Raw genomic sequence first — 16,126 nt, 5'->3', positions numbered from 1 at the left:
GGCTGTCGCACCGCCCCCGGCCCAATAAGAAGGCGCGCCGATGTCCACGTTCCTGACCCGCCATATCGCCAGCCTGCCCGCCACGGTGCCCTTTGTCGGCCCCGAGGCGCAAGAGCGCCAGCGCGGCGCGCCGTTTCGCGCCCGGATTGGGGCCAATGAAAACGTGTTCGGCCCCGCGCCCAGCGCGATAAAGGCGATGGAAAACGCCGCGCGCGATGTCTGGATGTATGCCGATCCCGAAAATCACGCCCTGCGCCACGCCCTGGCCGATCTTCACGCCATCGATCCGGCGCATATTCAGATCGGCGAAGGGATCGACGCGCTTTTGGGTTATCTTTGCCGCATGACAGTGGAACCGGGGGTGAATGTGGTGACCAGCGATGGCGCCTATCCGACATTCAATTTCCATGTGGCCGGATATGGTGGCACCTTGCACAAGGTGCCATATCGCGATGATCACGAAGATCTGGAGGCCTTGATCGCCACCGCAAAATCCACCGATGCGCGGCTGATTTATCTGTCAAACCCCGACAATCCCATGGGCACCTGGCACAGTGCCACTGCGATCCAAGACATGATCGCGCACCTGCCCGCAACCACGCTGTTGGTGTTGGATGAGGCCTATATCGATACCGCCCCCGCTGGCACCGCGCCACAGATCGCCCCCGACATAGCCAATGTCATTCGCATGCGCACCTTTTCCAAGGCCTACGGCATGGCCGGGGCGCGGGTGGGTTATGCCATCGGGCCACGCGATCTGATTGCCGGATTTGACCGGATTCGCAACCATTTCGGGATGAACCGCATCGCACAGGCCGGGGCCTTGGCCGCCGTACAGGATCAGGCGTATCTTACCGAAGTCATTGCAAAAATCGCCACCGCGCGGGATCGTATCGGTGAAATCGCCCGCGATAACGGGTTGATCCCCCTGCCCTCGGCCACCAATTTCGTTACTGTCGATTGTGGCGGTGATGGTGCATTTGCCCGCCGGGTTTTGGCGGAACTCACCAAACAGGGTGTCTTTGTGCGGATGCCGTTTGTCGCGCCGCAAGACAGGTGTATCCGCATCGGCTGTGGTTTGCCCGAAGATCTGGATTTGTTGGCGCACTGTCTGCCAAAGGCACTGAACGCCGCGCGCTGACGCGAATGTCAGATGACAGCGCGCGCAAGCTGGCTATCATGGCCCTATGAAAGGGGGCATGACATGGTCGAAGATTACACAAACGCCTTTCTGGTTTCGGCATTCTGCCTTGTATTTATGGCTCTGTTCGCCATATGGGCAATATGGGGCCTGATCGTGGCCTTGGGCACGGGTTGGGCCGCTGACAAAGCATTGGCCGCGTTGCCGCGCAACTCTGACTGATCGGACCAAAGATGAAACGCTTTGCCTGCCCTACCTGTGAGGAAGAAGTGCATTTTAGCAATCATTCCTGTGTGCATTGTGCCACCACCTTGGGGTTTGCGCCCGAATCCCAATCGTTCACCCCCGCCCCCCCCGCCGTTTTGTGCCGCAACGCCAACGCGGCGCTGTGCAATTGGGTGGCCGATCCGGCCAGCGGGTATTGCCGGGCGTGCCAACACAACCGCACCGTGCCCGATGCCGCCGATCACGGCGAACCCTGGGCCAAGATCGAGCGCGCAAAGCGGCGGCTGTTTTATTCGCTGATCCGCTGGAACCTGCCCACCCCCGTGGATGGGGCACAGGCGCTGGCCTTTGATTTTCTGGCCGACAGCAAGGATGAAAAGGTGCTGACCGGTCATGCCGACGGTCTGATCACCCTGAACGTGGCTGAGGGCGATGATGCCACCCGCGAGGCGCGCCGCACCGCCATGGGCGAACCGTACCGCACCCTGATCGGCCATATGCGCCATGAGGTTGCCCATTATTACTGGCAGGTTCTGGTACAGGATTCCAACCGTCTGGAGGAATGCCGCGCCCTGTTTGGCGATGATCGCGCCGATTATCAGCAGGCGCTGAAAACCCATTATGCCAACGGCCCCCGCCCCGATTGGGATCAATCTTTCGTCAGCGCCTATGCCGCGTCCCACCCGTGGGAGGATTTCGCCGAAACCTTTGCCCATTGGCTGCATATGGTTGATGGGTTGGATACCGCCATGGCCTATGGCATGGGCGGCGGCGCGCCGTTTGATCCTTACGGCGCACCGGACGCGCAGGCGGTGGTTGATGCCTTTGTGCCCGTCAGTATTGCGATCAACGCGGTCAACCGTGCCTTGGGCCAGCCCGATCTTTACCCTTTCGTTTTGAACGCGCCGGTTATCGACAAGATGCAGTTCATTCACAGCCTGATTGCACCCTATCGGGTGGTCAGCAACGGTTTTATGTGAGATTTGTAGGCAAACCAAACCCCTGGGGGCCTAATGTCGATTTATGCCAGCATCTATCACCTGACCCACTATCAATACGACCGACCCGTGACTTTGGGTCCACAGATCATTCGCCTGCGCCCGGCCCCGCACAGCCGCACGCGGGTGATTTCCCACGCACTTAAGGTATCGCCACAGCCGCATTTCGTGAACCACCAACAAGATCCCTATGGCAACTGGATGGCGCGCTATGTGTTTCCCGAACCGGTGCGCGAATTAAAGATCGAGGTGGACGTCACCGCCGACATGTCGGTTTATAATCCGTTCGATTTTTTCGTCGAAGACAGCGCTGAATATTGGCCGTTTGATTATGACGATGATATTTTGCCCGATCTGTCGATCTATATGTCGCCCGAACCGGCGGGTCCGCAATTGTCGGCTTTTCTGGCGTCGGTGCCGCGCGAAAAGACCCCGGTCAATGATTTCATCGTCACGCTGAACCGCCGGTTGTCACAGGAAATCGGCTATGTCATCCGGATGGAGCCGGGTGTGCAAACCCCCGAAGAAACATTCACCACCGGCAAGGGATCGTGCCGCGATACATCCTGGGTTTTGGTGCAGGCGATGCGCCACCTCGGCCTGGCCGCACGGTTTGTATCGGGCTATCTGGTACAGTTGAAACCCGACCTGACCGCGCTGGATGGCCCCGCAGGCACCGACAAGGATTTCACCGATCTGCACGCCTGGTGCGAGGTATATTTGCCCGGTGCCGGTTGGGTCGGCCTGGACCCGACCAGCGGTTTGTTGGCAGGCGAATCCCATATTCCCTTGGCCGCAACGCCCCATTATCGCAACGCCGCGCCGATTTCCGGCATGGCCAGTGCGGCGGATGTGACGTTTGATTTCGACATGAAGGTGACGCGCGTGGCCGAACATCCACGCATAACCAAACCGTTTTCCGATACCGCATGGGATGATCTGAACGCCCTTGGCAAAAAGGTGGATCAGGCGCTGGCGGATGGTGATGTGCGCCTGACCATGGGCGGCGAACCCACATTTGTTTCGATTGACGATTTCGAGGCCGAAGAATGGAACACCGGCGCGGTCGGCCCCACCAAACGCGCCTTTGCCGATCAACTGATCCGCCGGTTGCGCGACCGGTTCGCCCCCGGCGGTTTTTTGCATTACGGACAGGGCAAATGGTATCCCGGCGAAACCCTGCCCCGTTGGACATTTTCACTCTACTGGCGCGAAGATGGCAAACCGGTCTGGAAAAACCCCGATCTGGTGGCCGAAGAAGGCCGTGATGCCAAGGCAACCCCAAAGCAAGCCGCGCAGTTTTTGGCCGATATGGCGCAAACCCTGGGCGTGCCTGGCGAAAACGTGACCCCCGCCTATGAAGACCCGGCAGAATGGATCATCAAAGAGGCCAATCTGCCCGAAAATGTCACCCCGGAAAATTCAAAACTGAAAGACCCAGAAGAACGGCAGCGCATCGCGCGGGTGTTTGCGCGCGGCCTGACCGAACCTTCGGGATATGTCTTGCCCGTGCAAAAATGGCAGGCAAAGGCCACCGCAGGCTGGCGCAGTGAAAAATGGTCGTTGCGCCGCAATCACCTGTACCTTGTGCCCGGTGACAGCCCGGTTGGATACCGTCTGCCGCTTGGCACCCTGCCCCATGTGCCCGACTCGGCCTTTCCCCATGTGATCCCGCAAGATCCGTTTGATGCCCGGCCCCCCCTGCCCGAATACGGTGGCGAAACCGATGCCGAAGCCGCCGAGAAACACCAGGCGCGCAGCAGCTTCACCGCCTCGGAACCCACCCAGGATCGGGTGGAACAGACATTGGGCGAAGTCGGCGGCGCGGTGCGCACGGCGGTTTCGGTGGAACCGCGCGACGGGCGGCTGTGCGTGTTCATGCCCCCGGTTGAAAAGCTTGAGGATTACCTTGAACTGGTCGCCGCAGCGGAAACCGCGGCCAAAGCCCAAGGTCTGCCCGTGCATATTGAGGGATACGGCCCGCCCCATGATCCGCGTCTGAATGTGATCCGCGTCACCCCCGACCCCGGCGTGATCGAGGTGAACGTGCACCCGGCCAAAGATTGGGACGAAGTGCGCGCGATCACCGAAATCGTGTACGAAGAGGCCCGCCTAACCCGCCTGGCCGCCGATAAATTCATGATCGACGGGCGCCACACCGGCACCGGCGGTGGCAACCATGTGGTGGTGGGCGGGGCCACCCCTGCCGACAGCCCGTTCTTGCGCCGGCCCGATCTGTTGGCCTCGCTGATCCGCTATTGGCAGCGTCACCCGGCCCTGTCCTATCTGTTTTCGGGCATGTTTATCGGCCCCACATCACAAGCGCCGCGCATTGACGAGGCGCGCCATGATGCGCTGTATGAATTGGAAATCGCGCTGAACCAAATTCCGGCCCCCGGCGAAGGCACGCCGCCGCCGCCCTGGCTGGTTGACCGTTTGTTGCGCAATCTGTTGGTCGATGTCACCGGCAACACCCACCGCGCCGAAATCTGCATCGACAAATTGTATTCCCCCGATGGCCCCACGGGCCGTTTGGGCCTGGTCGAATTTCGCGGCTTTGAGATGCCGCCAGACCCGCGCATGTCTTTGGCGCAACAACTGCTGTTGCGCGCCATCATCGCGCGGATGTGGGCCGCCCCGCTGAAGGGGCCGCTGACCCGGTGGGGCACAGCGTTGCAAGACCGGTTCATGCTGCCCGATCTGGTGTGGGAGGATTTTCTTGAAGTGCTGCGCGACCTGCGCGATCACGGATTTGACCTGTCGCCCGATTGGTTCAAGGCCCAGGCCGAATTCCGTTTTCCGTTCTGCGGCGAGGTCGAATATGAAGGCGCGCATCTGGAAATTCGCCAAGCGTTAGAGCCTTGGCATGTGTTGGGCGAAACCGGTGCAATCGGCGGCACCGTGCGCTATACCGACAGTTCGGTCGAGAGGATGCAGGCAAAGCTGACTTGCGCCGATCCAGACCGCTATATCGTGACCTGCAACAAACGTCGGGTGCCGATGAGCCGCACCAAAACCAACGGTGTGTCGGTGGGCGGCGTGCGGTTCAAGGCGTGGCAACCGCCGCTGGCGCTGCACCCGGTTTTGCCGGTCGATGCGCCGTTGACCTTTGATATTTACGACACTTGGACGGGCAAGGCGCTGGGCGGCTGCACCTATCATGTGGCCCATCCCGGCGGGCGCAATTACGATACCTTTCCGGTCAACGGAAACGAGGCCGAGGCGCGCCGCCTGTCGCGGTTCCAACCCCACGGGCACACCGTTGGCACATGGGATCCGGTGGCCGAAACGCCGCATCCTGAATATCCCTTCACCCTCGATCTGCGCCGGATGCCCAATTTATGACCAATCCGTAAACGTTTTTTGTGGACTTTTCACCGGAAACAAGGCATCACACCAATGTGAGATTGCAAGATCTGATGGCGTTCGTGGGAGGAGACCCGATACCATCCAGCGGCCTAAGGGCGTGCAAGGATAACCGCCATCGGCGCCGCCCCCTGAGGTTCCAACCGTGAACCCGGGGGCGGTGTTCTTTTATCCAAAATTCCTGTACGCATTCCGGCATTCACCCTGTATCCTTGGGCCTGTGAATGGTGGGAGTATGTCATGAAATCATGGGTTTGGGTGTTGTTGACCGCGGGCGCGGCACAGGCGGGCGATCTGCCCCCGCCGGTAAGCGATGCAATGTTCCGGCCCGCGGCACAGGACGCCGCGAAACTGGGGCAGTTGTTGTTTTGGGATCCGATCCTGTCGGGCAATCGCAACATTTCCTGTGGCACCTGCCACCACCCCAAATTCGGCACCGCCGATGGCTTGCCCCTGGGGATTGGCGAAGGTGGCATCGGTCTGGGCCCCGATCGCCGCCCCGATCCCAATAACCCGCCCGAAGAACGGATACCGCGCAACGCGCCCGCCCTGTTCAACCTTGGCGCGCGGGAATTCAGCGTGCTGTTTCACGATGGTCGGGTTGAGGCCGATAGCGCCCGCGCCTCGGGGCTGCGTACGCCAATGGATGATGATATGGTGGTGGGGTTTGATGGCGTATTATCGGCACAAACCATGTTTCCCGTGCTTAGCCAGGATGAAATGGCCGGGCATTATTCCGAAAACGACGTGGCCCGCGCGGTACGTCAGGGCATGATCACCGGCCCCGGTGGCGCATGGCATCTGCTGAGCCAGCGGGTGGCCGACATTCCTGAATACAGGCTGCGGTTTCAGGCGGTATATCCCGAAATCGCCGCCGGTCGGCCCATCGCCTTTACCGATATTTCCAATGCCATTGCATCCTTCATCGAATTTGAATGGCGCAGCGATACGTCACCCTTTGATACAGTGCTGCGCGGCGAACACAGCCTGGCCGATGATGCCGCCCTTGGCATGGATCTGTTTCATGGTGCCGCACAATGTGCCACCTGTCACAGCGGCCCGTTTCAAACCGATCACGGGTTTCACGCCATGGGCGTTCCGCAATTTGGCCCCGGAAAGGCCGCGTCGTTCGAGGATCACCAACGCGATGAAGGCCGGATGGAAGTGACCGGCGTGGCGCAAGATGCCTACAGGTTTCGCACGCCCAGCCTGCGCAACGTCGCGCTGACCGCGCCCTATGGGCATACGGGTGCATTTGCGCGATTGTCGGATTTTCTAAAGCATCATACCGATTTTACTGTGAATCCGGATGACATTATCGCGAATGTGCAAATGATGCCTGGCATCGGCACAGGCGATGATATGCGCCCACTGGCCGACATCGCCCATGTTGATGCCATTCGCGCCGCCGTGACAACACCACCGATCGCCCTGACCGACGCCGACCTTACGGCACTTGAGGCATTCCTGCACAGCCTGACCGACCCGGTGGCACAGGCCGGGCGCTTGGGCATTCCCGAAACTGTCCCAAGCGGCCTGCCGATCGATCATTAAGGGCGGTGAGAGCGATAGATCAAGTTTGCGACCCAACCGTCAGAGCGGCCTGATATTGCGACAGAAACACCTTGCCGGTCATGTCCTTCAGGAAATGCTGCTCTTTGAGGCGGTCCATCACCGGGCCTTTTACCTCGGACAGGTGCAGTTTGACCCCCATTTCGCGCAGGCGCTCATTGATCACCTCCAGTGACTCAAGCGCGCTCAGATCAATTTCGTTGATTGCGGAACATTGCAGGATTACGTGGCGCACCATGGTATCCCCGGCAACACGGTTGTGAATCTTGTCCTCAAGATACCGCGCATTGGCAAAATACAGGCTTTCATCCACCCGCAGCGTGACAACACCCGGGTCGGTGATCACATCATGGCGCAGGATATTGCGGAAATGTTCGGTGCCCGGCACCTGCCCCACTTCGGCAATATGGGGTTTTGACGATTTATAAAGATGCAGCAAAATGGAAAGCCCAACGCCCGCCGACACGCCGATTTCAACGCCCAGTCCAAGGGTGATCACGATGGTCGCCAACACGGCGGCGAAATCCGCCTTTGAATATCCCCAACTGCGTTTCAGGATCGAAAAATCCACCAGGCTCAGCACCGCAACGATGATCGTCGCGGCCAGCGTCGCCTTGGGCAGAAAATAGATCAGCGGCGTCAGCGCCAGCGCGGCAATGGCCAGACCAACCGCCGTGAATGCCCCGGCGGCGGGGGTTTCGGCCCCGGCATCAAAATTGACCACCGACCGTGAAAACCCGCCAGTCACCGGAAATCCACCCGTCAGGGATGCGCCGATATTGGCCGCCCCAAGGCCGATCAATTCCTGATCCGGATCAATCCGTTGGCGTTTCTTGGCGGCCAGGGTCTGTGCGACGGAAATCGATTCGACAAAGCCGATGATCGAAATCAGAAACGCCGGCAGCAAAAGTTGGCCCAATAATTCCGGCGAAAATGACGGCAGGGTCAGCGGTGGCAAGCTTTGGGGCACCTCACCCACGATTTTGACCCCTTGATCCGCCAGCCCGAAAAGCCAGACGGCAAGCGTTGTCGCCACCACAACCGCAACCGGCCCGGTTTTCACCAACACACTGGTCAACCCCGCGCCCAGGCCGAACCGTTGCAACAGCGGTTTCAAACCCTTGCGCACCCAAAACAGAAATCCGGTGGCCAGCACGCCGATAATGGCGGTGATCCAGTTGATTTCATGTAAATGCCGCACCAAGGAAACGACCAATTCCAACAGGTTGTGACCTTCGGCATTGATCCCCAGGATGTGCTTCAGCTGACTTGCCGCGATGATGATGCCCGATGCGGTGATGAACCCCGCAATCACCGGATGAGACAGGAAATTGGCGATAAACCCCAGCCGAAACAGCCCCATAACCAACAACATCAGCCCCGACAGCCCCGCAAGCGACAGCGCGGCAAGCGCATAGCCCATCGTGCCCTGCTCAACGATATTGTTCAGGGCGGCGGCCGTCATCAGCGATACAACCGCCACTGGCCCCACCGCCAAGGCGCGGCTGGTTCCGAAAATCGCATACAGGATGATTGGCGCAATCGAGGCATAAAGCCCTGCCTCGGGCGGCAGGCCGGCCAGCAACGCATAGGCCAACGATTGCGGAATCAGCATGATCGTAACGATCAAAGCCGCCACAAGATCGTTGGACAGGGCTGTGCGGTTATACGCCCGCCCCCAGGTGAGGATGGGCAGATATCGTGCAAATGTCATGGGATTCTCGGATTTGGGGCCGTTCCTGATAAACAGGAACGGCCAAGGTGTTTTACCCGGCGGTGACTTTTTCGGGTTTGGCCATCCATTCGCGACCTTTCAGCATCGCCTTCCAATAGACCGGCGGCAGCATCTTTTCCTTTAGAAACCATGCCGCGCGCGATGGTTTGGTGCCGTCGATCACGTATTTCGGAAAACTGGGCAGCATCGCGCCGCCATAGCCGAATTCGGCCAGCACGATCTTGCCCCGTTCAACCGTCAGCGGGCAAGAGCCATAACCGTTGTATTGCGCCACTGGCGACCGTCCGGCGATATCGGCGATGATGTTCTCGGCCACGATCGGCGCCTGAATCCGCGCCGCAGCGGCGGTTTTCGCATTTGGCGCGTTCATCACATCGCCCAATGACCAGATGTTGTCATAGGTTTTGTGGCGCAGCGTTGCCTGATCCACATCGACCCATCCCGCCGCATCGGCCAAGGGCGAAACGCGGATGAAATCCGGGGCGGTTTGGGGCGGGCAGACATGCATCATGTCAAACTCCATCTCGACCCGCTCCACCGGCATGTCGGGTTTTGCCACGTCGAACCATGCCTTTTTGGCCGGGCCATCGACCGCCACCAGATTGTGAAAGAAATTCAGCGATGCGTCGTATTTTTCGACATATTTCATCAGGGCAGGCACGTAATCCTTGACCCCGAACAACACGCCACCGGCATTGTTGAACTGAATATCAATGTCTTTCAACACACCGCGCCGGTGCCAGGCATCACCCGACAGATACATCGCCTTTTGCGGGGCGCCGGCGCATTTGATCGGCATCGGTGGTTGGGTGAAAATTGCCCGTCCTTCGAACATGCCATTGACCAATTGCCAGGTATAGGGCGCCAGATCATAGCGATAATTCGACGTTACACCATTTTTGCCCAGGGTTTCGACCAGACCGTCGATCTTGTTCCAGTCCAGTTTCAGACCCGGACACACGATCAGGCGCTTGTATTTCACCACCCGGCAACCATCCAGGATCACCGCGTTGTTTTCAGGTTCAAACGCGGCCACGGCAGATTTAAGCCAATGTACATCGCGCGGAATAAGTGACCCCATGGTGCGCGCGGTGTCCTGGGGTTCAAAAATACCGCCGCCCACCATGGTCCAGCCGGGTTGGTAATAATGAATATCTGCCGGATCGATGATTGCGATTTCCAGACCGGACTGACGTGATTTCAGGCTGGCGGCGGCGGCGATGCCCCCGGCCCCCGCCCCAACGATGACGACATCATAACTGGCATCGCCCGTGTCGGTCGGGGTTTTGCCGCCATTGACGATGCGGCGCACGACGCCCGCCATGTCATATCCCGCGGCCTTGGTCGCCGCCAGAATATCGGCCAGGCTGCGTTTCTCCGCCTGCGCCAATGACCACAGGGTGGCCGAACGTGTGCCTGTGCGACAATAGGCCAACACGGGGCCGGGCAGTTCGGTCAGGGCCTTGTCGAAATCGGCGGCGTCCTTGTCGCTGACCTTGCCCGCGACAATCGGCAAATAGGCCGCCGACAGACCAAGTTCGCCCGCCGCCTTGGCAAGTTCATCAAACGAGGGCTGATCCGACCCTTCGCCATCGGGCCGGTTGCACAGGATTGCGCGGAAACCGGCATCCTTGATTTTCGGTAAATCGGCAGGCACGATCTGTCCGCTCACGGACAGACCTGCGGTCAGTGCTTTCATTTCCATGGATGGTCCCCTTGGTTCAAAGTCCGTTCACCGGCACTTTCAACATTTGATTGCCGTCTTTATCCTTTGGAATTTCGCCCGCGCGCATATTCACCTGCAACGATGGGATGATCAGTTTCGGCATCGAAAGCTGTGCATCGCGTTCGGTGCGGAATTTGATGAAATCTGCGCGGGTTTTATCGCCCCCCACATGGATATTGTCGCGCTTTTGTTCGGCCACTGTGGTTTCCCATTCAATCGCGCGGCCGTTCGGACCGTAATCGTGGCACATGAAAAGCCGGGTTTCATCGGGCAGCGACAGCACCTTTTGAATGCTGTCATACAGATCACCCGCATCGCCGCCGGGAAAATCGCACCGCGCCGAGCCGCCATCGGGCATGAACAATGTATCGCCCACAAAGGCGGCATCGCCGATCACATGCACCATGCATGCCGGTGTGTGGCCGGGGGTGTGCATGGCAAACCCTTGCATATTTCCGATTTTATAGGTGTCGCCCTCTTTGAACAACGCATCAAACTGTGATCCGTCACGCTGAAATTCGGTGCCTTCGTTGAACACCTTGCCAAAGGTTTCCTGCACCACCATGATTTTTTCACCAACGCCGATCTTGCCGCCCAGCTTTTGCTGAAGGTAGGGCGCCGCGCTTAAATGATCGGCATGCACATGGGTTTCGATGATCCAGTCCAGGGTCAGACCGCGCTCTTTGATCTCGGCGATCAAGCCATCGGCGTGATCATAGGTGATGCGCCCGGCGGCATAATCAATATCCATCACGCTGTCGATGATGGCACAATGATTGCTGGTGGGATCCTTGACGATATAGGTGATCGTGTTCGTGGCCTCATCGAAATGGGCGGAAACCTCGGGTTTTACGGACATGTCTATGGGATAGCTCATCTTGATTTCCTCAAACTTCGGCTGTGGATTGGGCGCGGCGTTTCAGGGCACCTTGCGCCCATTTTGCGCCCAGCGTTCCTGCGACCATCGCCGCAACAAAGATCAAAACCTCGGACCGTCCGGTGCCAAGCGCGGGCAACGCACCACCGGGGCAAAAGCCCGCAATGCCCCACCCCACCCCGAAAAAGGCCGATCCGGCAATCAACGGCAGATCAAGATCGCGGCGTGTGGGCAATTGAAACGCGCCTGAAAACATCGGCCCCGGACGTTTCAACACAAAGCGATAGCCAATCATCGTGACAATCAGCGCGCCGCCCATCACAAATGCCAGGCTGGGGTCCCAATCACCGGCCACGTCAAAGAAATTAAGCACTTTGGCGGGGTTCGCCATGCCCGAAATCGCAATTCCGATGCCAAACACCAGCCCGATCAGATAGGTTATGAAAAGTCGCATCGATCAGCCTCCGATCACATGACGAATGACAAATACGGTGATCGCGGTGGCGATCATGAAGGTGGCGGTTGCCACGATCGACCGGGGCGAAAGCCGGGCAATGCCGCACACGCCGTGGCCCGATGTACAGCCCGATCCAAAGGTCGCGCCGACCCCCACGATCAGACCGCCGATCACCAACATTGCGGTTGAAACCGGCACCTGCACCGTCGGCATCTCTCCTGTGACAAACAGGATGAACACCGGGCCGCTGACCATACCGGCCAGAATGGCCGCGCGCCACAGCCAGTCAGAGCGATCCGCCGGTTGAAAGAACCCGGCCAGAATGCCGGTGGCCCCCATGACGCGCCCCAGAGTGGCCATAAGCAAAACAGCAGCGATGCCAATCAGGGCACCGCCACCAAGCGATTGAAACGGGGTAAAAACAGTCTCAAACATCAGAGCTTACACGTCTGGATGCCAAAGATACGGTAAAGCGGGCAAAACCGCATGGCCGACGTGGCCACCATCACGATCCCAAGGATCACCGAAATAACCGTGGCTGTGGTGGATGCAAAAATCGCCATGCCGCTGACAAATGGCAAAGCCAACAGCACGATGCCCAGAATAAACCGGAAAACCCGGTCAATTGTGCCTACATTCGCAGTCATTTTTCAAACTCCTTCAAAAGTTACACCCAGATTAACCGCCGCGCCGCGGATCGTCGGTGACAATGTCACCAAGCCGGTAAAATCAATCAGGTGTTATGATCTGCCAGGGCTTTCAGGTGGGTGCGATCCAACACTTCGACGCGCCCGCGGCTTTGTTCGATCCAGCCGCGGCGCTGAAATTCCTGAAGCTGGCGCGACACCACCTCGCGCGCTGTGCCCAATTCAACCGACAATTTTTGGTGGGTCGTGGCCACAACCCCCGTGTCATCGGCCAGCTCGATCAGCTTGTCGGCAAGCCGCACATCCATCCGCTGAAAGGCGACTTCGTCGATCATCAGAAACAGATCGGTGATCCGTTTGGAAAACGCGGCAAAGACAAAATCGCGAAATGCCTTTGACTGGGCCACCAGATCATCAAACACATCGCGCGGCACGGCGGCGGCGCGCACGGGTGTTTCGGCAATGCCCTCGGCCGAGTAATCCTCGTAGGCGATCAGGCAGGCAGTGGTCAGAACACAGCTTTGCCCGGCCTGAATGCGGTATAGCACAATTTCATGGCCGGTTTCCGACACCTGTTGCACCCGCACCGTACCATCCAGCAGAAACAGCATGTTTTCCGGCGATCTGTTCGGTCCGAACAACATGGTGCCCGCTGGGGCGGTAATGATCGCGCTGCGCGACAACAGCAGTTGTTTCACCGACGGCTGCAAACGCGCAAGCCCGGGAAATCCTTCGACCCATTGATCTGTGTCACTCATTCTGCGGCTGTGTCCAGTGTTGGAATATCCAGAGGGGCGATTCGTGCCATCAACTGCCCACGGTTGGCCGAAATATCCGCAACCGTCAAATCATCCAGAACCGCCATGAAAGCGGCTGTCGCCTCTTGCATCTTCTTTGACAGCACGCAAATTCCGATCAGCGGACAGGTATTTTTTGCCGGGTTGAAACATTCAACCACGTCCAGCGGCCCTTCGGTGATGCGAATGACATCGCCCACAATGATCTGATCCGCCGGGCGCGACAGGCGAAACCCGCCACCCCGGCCCCGCACCGTTTCCAGATACCCGGCCCGCCCCAGTTCATGAACGATCTTCATGATATGCGGGCGCGACAGGTTGTGAATCCTGGCCACATCTTCAATGCGCACCAGATTGGGCGCCTTCAGCGCCGCCAGCTGAAGCGAGCGCAGCGCGTAGTTGGAATAACTGGTCAATTTCATGGCGCACCTTCTTGTCGCACCCAAAAGATATATTCAAAGTATTGCATTTGTAAACCTGCCTTGATAGGTGCAGTAAAGAACTATTCGCAATATAGGAAAAAAACCATGAGCATCAGAATTGGCGACATCACGCCCGATTTCACCGCCGAAACCACCAACGGCCCGATCCAGTTTCACGATTGGATTGGCGATCAGTGGGCGTTCTTTTTCAGCCATCCGGCCGATTTCACCCCGGTCTGCACCACCGAAATGGGCCGCACCGCCCAGTTGGCCGAACAGTTCGCCGAGCGGAACGTGAAGCCCATCGGCCTGTCGACCGACAGCGTGGACGAGCACAACAAGTGGATCGAAGACGTGAACGACACGCAAAACACCGTGCTGAAGTTCCCGATCGTGGCCGATGCCGATCTGAAGATCGCCAAGATGTACGACATGATTCACCCCAACGAGAGTGAAACAGCCGCCGTGCGTTCGGTGTTCATCATTGACCCGAACAAAAAGGTGCGCCTGACGCTGACCTATCCCATGAACGTGGGTCGCAATTTCGATGAGATTTTGCGCGTGATCGACGCGCTGCAACTGGGTGATAGCAAAAAAATCGCCACCCCCGCCGATTGGGTGCCCGGACAGGATGTGATCATTCCCCCGTCGGTATCCGACGCCGATGCGCAAAAAGCGTTCCCTCAGGGGTTCACCACCCTGCGCCCCTACCTGCGTACCGTGAAACTCTAATCTGACAGGCCCGCCATGTTTGACCAGTTCACAGCCGAAACTCTGGCGCGCGCACAGTTCGCGTTCACCGTATCGTTTCACATTATCTTTCCTGCGTTTTCGATTGGATTGGCCAGTTATCTGGCGGTTTTGAATGGTCTTTGGCTGCGCACCCGCGACGACACCTATCTGACGCTGTTCAACTACTGGAAAAAGATCTTTGCAGTGGCGTTCGGCATGGGTGTCGTTTCGGGCATTGTCATGTCTTATCAGTTTGGCACCAACTGGTCGGTGTTTTCTGACAAGACCGGGCCGATCCTGGGGCCATTGATGGCCTATGAGGTGTTATCGGCGTTTTTTCTTGAGGCCGGGTTCCTGGGTATCATGCTGTTTGGGCGTGAACGGGTGGGCGATGGGTTGCACATGTTTGCCACGGCGATGGTTGCCTTTGGCACGCTGATGTCGGCCACCTGGATTCTATCGGTCAACTCATGGATGCAGACGCCTGTGGGATACGGGATCAATGATCTGGGTCAGTTCGTTCCCGAAGACTGGTGGCAGATCGTGTTCAACCCGTCGTTCCCTTATCGGCTGGTGCATATGGTGCTGGCGGCCTATCTGACCACGGCGCTGGTTGTGGGTGCGGTGGGCGGTTTGCATCTGTTGCGGGATCGTGGCGATACACCGGCACGGCGGATGTTTTCCATGGCGATGTGGATGTTGATTGTCGTCGCTCCGATTCAGATTTTCGCGGGCGATCTGCACGGGCTGAACACGTTGGAGCATCAACCCGCCAAGGTCATGGCGATGGAGGGGCATTACGACAGTCACCCCGACGGCGCGCCGCTGATCCTGTTCGGCATCCCCAACGCCGAGGATAAGCGGGTCGATTATGCCGTGCAAATCCCGAAACTCTCCAGTCTGATCCTGAAACATGATCTGAACGCGCCGCTGGATGGGTTGGATACAATCCCACAGGCCGATCAGCCCCCCGTCGCCATCGTATTCTGGAGCTTTCGGGTGATGGTTGCCCTTGGCTTTGCCATGCTGGGCCTAGGGGCCTGGGCGTTATGGCGGCGGCTGCGCGGGCGGCTTTATACCGACCCATGGTTGTACCGCGCGGCGATTGTCATGGGGCCAACCGGGTTTATAGCGGTTCTGGCCGGGTGGGTCACCACCGAGGTCGGGCGCCAACCCTTCACCGTCTATGGCCTGCTGCGCACCAGCGACAGTCTGGCACCGGTGGCCGCACCGGCGGTGGCTGCCTCGCTGATTGCCTTTATCATCGTGTATTTCTTCATCTTTGGCGCGGGCACGTTTTATCTGCTGCGCATGATGAACAGCCCCACGGGTGATTTGAAACCAAACCTGCAGGATGGCCCCCTGCGCGCCGCTGGCACCACGCCCGTGGCCCAGACAAACCCCAATGCCCTGCCCGGCGAATAAGGAGAT

The 16,126-nt window shown here is 58.7% G+C and carries 15 protein-coding genes; 7 read left to right on the top strand and 8 right to left on the bottom strand.

Going from position 1 to position 16,126, the window contains the following annotated elements; translation table 11 throughout:
* Positions 1-40: 40 nt before the first annotated feature.
* The 5 genes from C8265_RS06495 to C8265_RS06475 all read left to right on the top strand — a co-directional run bounded on the left by C8265_RS06495 (position 41) and on the right by C8265_RS06475 (position 7,284).
* Positions 41-1,141: a pyridoxal phosphate-dependent aminotransferase gene (locus C8265_RS06495; protein WP_108483184.1), complete on the top strand. Its 1,101-nt coding sequence runs from the start codon at positions 41-43 to the stop codon at positions 1,139-1,141.
* Positions 1,142-1,204: 63 nt separating this feature from the next.
* Positions 1,205-1,363: a hypothetical protein gene (locus tag C8265_RS19450; RefSeq protein WP_164512285.1), complete on the top strand. Its 159-nt coding sequence runs from the start codon at positions 1,205-1,207 to the stop codon at positions 1,361-1,363.
* Between the two features lie 11 nt (positions 1,364-1,374).
* The gene (locus tag C8265_RS06490; protein WP_108483183.1) at positions 1,375-2,346 is read left to right on the top strand and encodes a zinc-binding metallopeptidase family protein; all 972 of its coding nucleotides are present in this window, start codon (positions 1,375-1,377) and stop codon (positions 2,344-2,346) included.
* Positions 2,347-2,379: 33 nt separating this feature from the next.
* The gene (locus C8265_RS06485) at positions 2,380-5,709 is read left to right on the top strand and encodes a transglutaminase family protein (protein WP_108483182.1); all 3,330 of its coding nucleotides are present in this window, start codon (positions 2,380-2,382) and stop codon (positions 5,707-5,709) included.
* A gap of 261 nt (positions 5,710-5,970) precedes the next feature.
* A complete protein-coding gene (locus C8265_RS06475) occupies positions 5,971-7,284 on the top strand; it encodes a cytochrome-c peroxidase (protein ID WP_108483181.1) in 1,314 nt (437 codons plus the stop codon).
* 19 nt (positions 7,285-7,303) lie between these two features.
* On the opposite strand, the gene C8265_RS06470 is transcribed toward C8265_RS06475, so the two are convergent.
* The 8 genes from C8265_RS06470 to C8265_RS06435 all read right to left on the bottom strand — a co-directional run bounded on the left by C8265_RS06470 (position 7,304) and on the right by C8265_RS06435 (position 13,963).
* Positions 7,304-9,016 carry a SulP family inorganic anion transporter gene (locus tag C8265_RS06470; protein ID WP_108483180.1) on the bottom strand — a complete coding sequence of 571 codons (1,713 nt, stop codon included), beginning with the start codon at positions 9,014-9,016 and terminating at the stop codon, positions 7,304-7,306.
* A 52-nt stretch (positions 9,017-9,068) separates the two neighbouring features.
* Positions 9,069-10,742 (bottom strand): bifunctional protein tyrosine phosphatase family protein/NAD(P)/FAD-dependent oxidoreductase, encoded by a 1,674-nt coding sequence (locus tag C8265_RS06465; RefSeq protein ID WP_108483179.1) that lies wholly within the window; start codon positions 10,740-10,742, stop codon positions 9,069-9,071.
* A 16-nt stretch (positions 10,743-10,758) separates the two neighbouring features.
* A complete protein-coding gene (locus C8265_RS06460; RefSeq protein ID WP_108483178.1) occupies positions 10,759-11,640 on the bottom strand; it encodes an MBL fold metallo-hydrolase in 882 nt (293 codons plus the stop codon).
* 10 nt (positions 11,641-11,650) lie between these two features.
* On the bottom strand, positions 11,651-12,094 hold the full coding sequence (locus tag C8265_RS06455) for a DUF6691 family protein (RefSeq protein ID WP_108483177.1): 444 nt from the start codon (positions 12,092-12,094) through the stop codon (positions 11,651-11,653).
* Positions 12,095-12,097: 3 nt separating this feature from the next.
* Positions 12,098-12,532, bottom strand: a complete 435-nt coding sequence (locus C8265_RS06450; protein ID WP_108483176.1) for a YeeE/YedE family protein — start codon at positions 12,530-12,532, stop codon at positions 12,098-12,100.
* The gene (locus C8265_RS06445; RefSeq protein ID WP_108483175.1) at positions 12,532-12,744 is read right to left on the bottom strand and encodes a YgaP family membrane protein; all 213 of its coding nucleotides are present in this window, start codon (positions 12,742-12,744) and stop codon (positions 12,532-12,534) included. Before C8265_RS06445 ends, C8265_RS06450 begins: the two co-directional genes overlap by 1 nt.
* 86 nt (positions 12,745-12,830) lie before the next feature.
* Positions 12,831-13,502 (bottom strand): Crp/Fnr family transcriptional regulator, encoded by a 672-nt coding sequence (locus C8265_RS06440; protein WP_108483174.1) that lies wholly within the window; start codon positions 13,500-13,502, stop codon positions 12,831-12,833.
* Positions 13,499-13,963, bottom strand: coding sequence for an RrF2 family transcriptional regulator (locus tag C8265_RS06435; protein ID WP_108483173.1), 465 nt, complete (start codon positions 13,961-13,963; stop codon positions 13,499-13,501). The genes C8265_RS06440 and C8265_RS06435 overlap by 4 nt, the downstream gene beginning before the upstream one ends.
* A 105-nt stretch (positions 13,964-14,068) precedes the next feature.
* Between C8265_RS06435 and C8265_RS06430 the strand changes: the two genes are divergently transcribed.
* Together C8265_RS06430 and C8265_RS06425 are read left to right on the top strand one after the other, a co-directional pair.
* Positions 14,069-14,695, top strand: a complete 627-nt coding sequence (locus tag C8265_RS06430; protein ID WP_108483172.1) for a peroxiredoxin — start codon at positions 14,069-14,071, stop codon at positions 14,693-14,695.
* A 15-nt stretch (positions 14,696-14,710) separates the two neighbouring features.
* Positions 14,711-16,120 carry a cytochrome ubiquinol oxidase subunit I gene (locus C8265_RS06425; protein WP_108483171.1) on the top strand — a complete coding sequence of 470 codons (1,410 nt, stop codon included), beginning with the start codon at positions 14,711-14,713 and terminating at the stop codon, positions 16,118-16,120.
* The last annotated feature ends 6 nt before the right edge of the window (positions 16,121-16,126 follow it).

The sequence above is a fragment of the Oceaniglobus ichthyenteri genome (genome assembly GCF_003057885.1).
Lineage (GTDB): Bacteria > Pseudomonadota > Alphaproteobacteria > Rhodobacterales > Rhodobacteraceae > Oceaniglobus > Oceaniglobus ichthyenteri.
Note: the sequence above shows the minus strand (reverse complement) of the source record. Positions and strands in the feature narration are given on the sequence as shown.

Excerpts from the sequence above, each read along its gene's own strand:
- C8265_RS06495 (WP_108483184.1), top strand. The coding sequence starts at position 41 with ATGTCCACGTTCCTGACCCGCCATATCGCCAGCCTGCCCGCCACGGTG.
- C8265_RS19450 (WP_164512285.1), top strand. The coding sequence starts at position 1,205 with ATGGTCGAAGATTACACAAACGCCTTTCTGGTTTCGGCATTCTGCCTT.
- C8265_RS06490 (WP_108483183.1), top strand. The coding sequence starts at position 1,375 with ATGAAACGCTTTGCCTGCCCTACCTGTGAGGAAGAAGTGCATTTTAGC.
- C8265_RS06485 (WP_108483182.1), top strand. The coding sequence starts at position 2,380 with ATGTCGATTTATGCCAGCATCTATCACCTGACCCACTATCAATACGAC.
- C8265_RS06475 (WP_108483181.1), top strand. The coding sequence starts at position 5,971 with ATGAAATCATGGGTTTGGGTGTTGTTGACCGCGGGCGCGGCACAGGCG.
- C8265_RS06470 (WP_108483180.1), bottom strand. The coding sequence starts at position 9,016 with ATGACATTTGCACGATATCTGCCCATCCTCACCTGGGGGCGGGCGTAT.
- C8265_RS06465 (WP_108483179.1), bottom strand. The coding sequence starts at position 10,742 with ATGGAAATGAAAGCACTGACCGCAGGTCTGTCCGTGAGCGGACAGATC.
- C8265_RS06460 (WP_108483178.1), bottom strand. The coding sequence starts at position 11,640 with ATGAGCTATCCCATAGACATGTCCGTAAAACCCGAGGTTTCCGCCCAT.
- C8265_RS06455 (WP_108483177.1), bottom strand. The coding sequence starts at position 12,094 with ATGCGACTTTTCATAACCTATCTGATCGGGCTGGTGTTTGGCATCGGA.
- C8265_RS06450 (WP_108483176.1), bottom strand. The coding sequence starts at position 12,532 with ATGTTTGAGACTGTTTTTACCCCGTTTCAATCGCTTGGTGGCGGTGCC.
- C8265_RS06445 (WP_108483175.1), bottom strand. The coding sequence starts at position 12,744 with ATGACTGCGAATGTAGGCACAATTGACCGGGTTTTCCGGTTTATTCTG.
- C8265_RS06440 (WP_108483174.1), bottom strand. The coding sequence starts at position 13,502 with ATGAGTGACACAGATCAATGGGTCGAAGGATTTCCCGGGCTTGCGCGT.
- C8265_RS06435 (WP_108483173.1), bottom strand. The coding sequence starts at position 13,963 with ATGAAATTGACCAGTTATTCCAACTACGCGCTGCGCTCGCTTCAGCTG.
- C8265_RS06430 (WP_108483172.1), top strand. The coding sequence starts at position 14,069 with ATGAGCATCAGAATTGGCGACATCACGCCCGATTTCACCGCCGAAACC.
- C8265_RS06425 (WP_108483171.1), top strand. The coding sequence starts at position 14,711 with ATGTTTGACCAGTTCACAGCCGAAACTCTGGCGCGCGCACAGTTCGCG.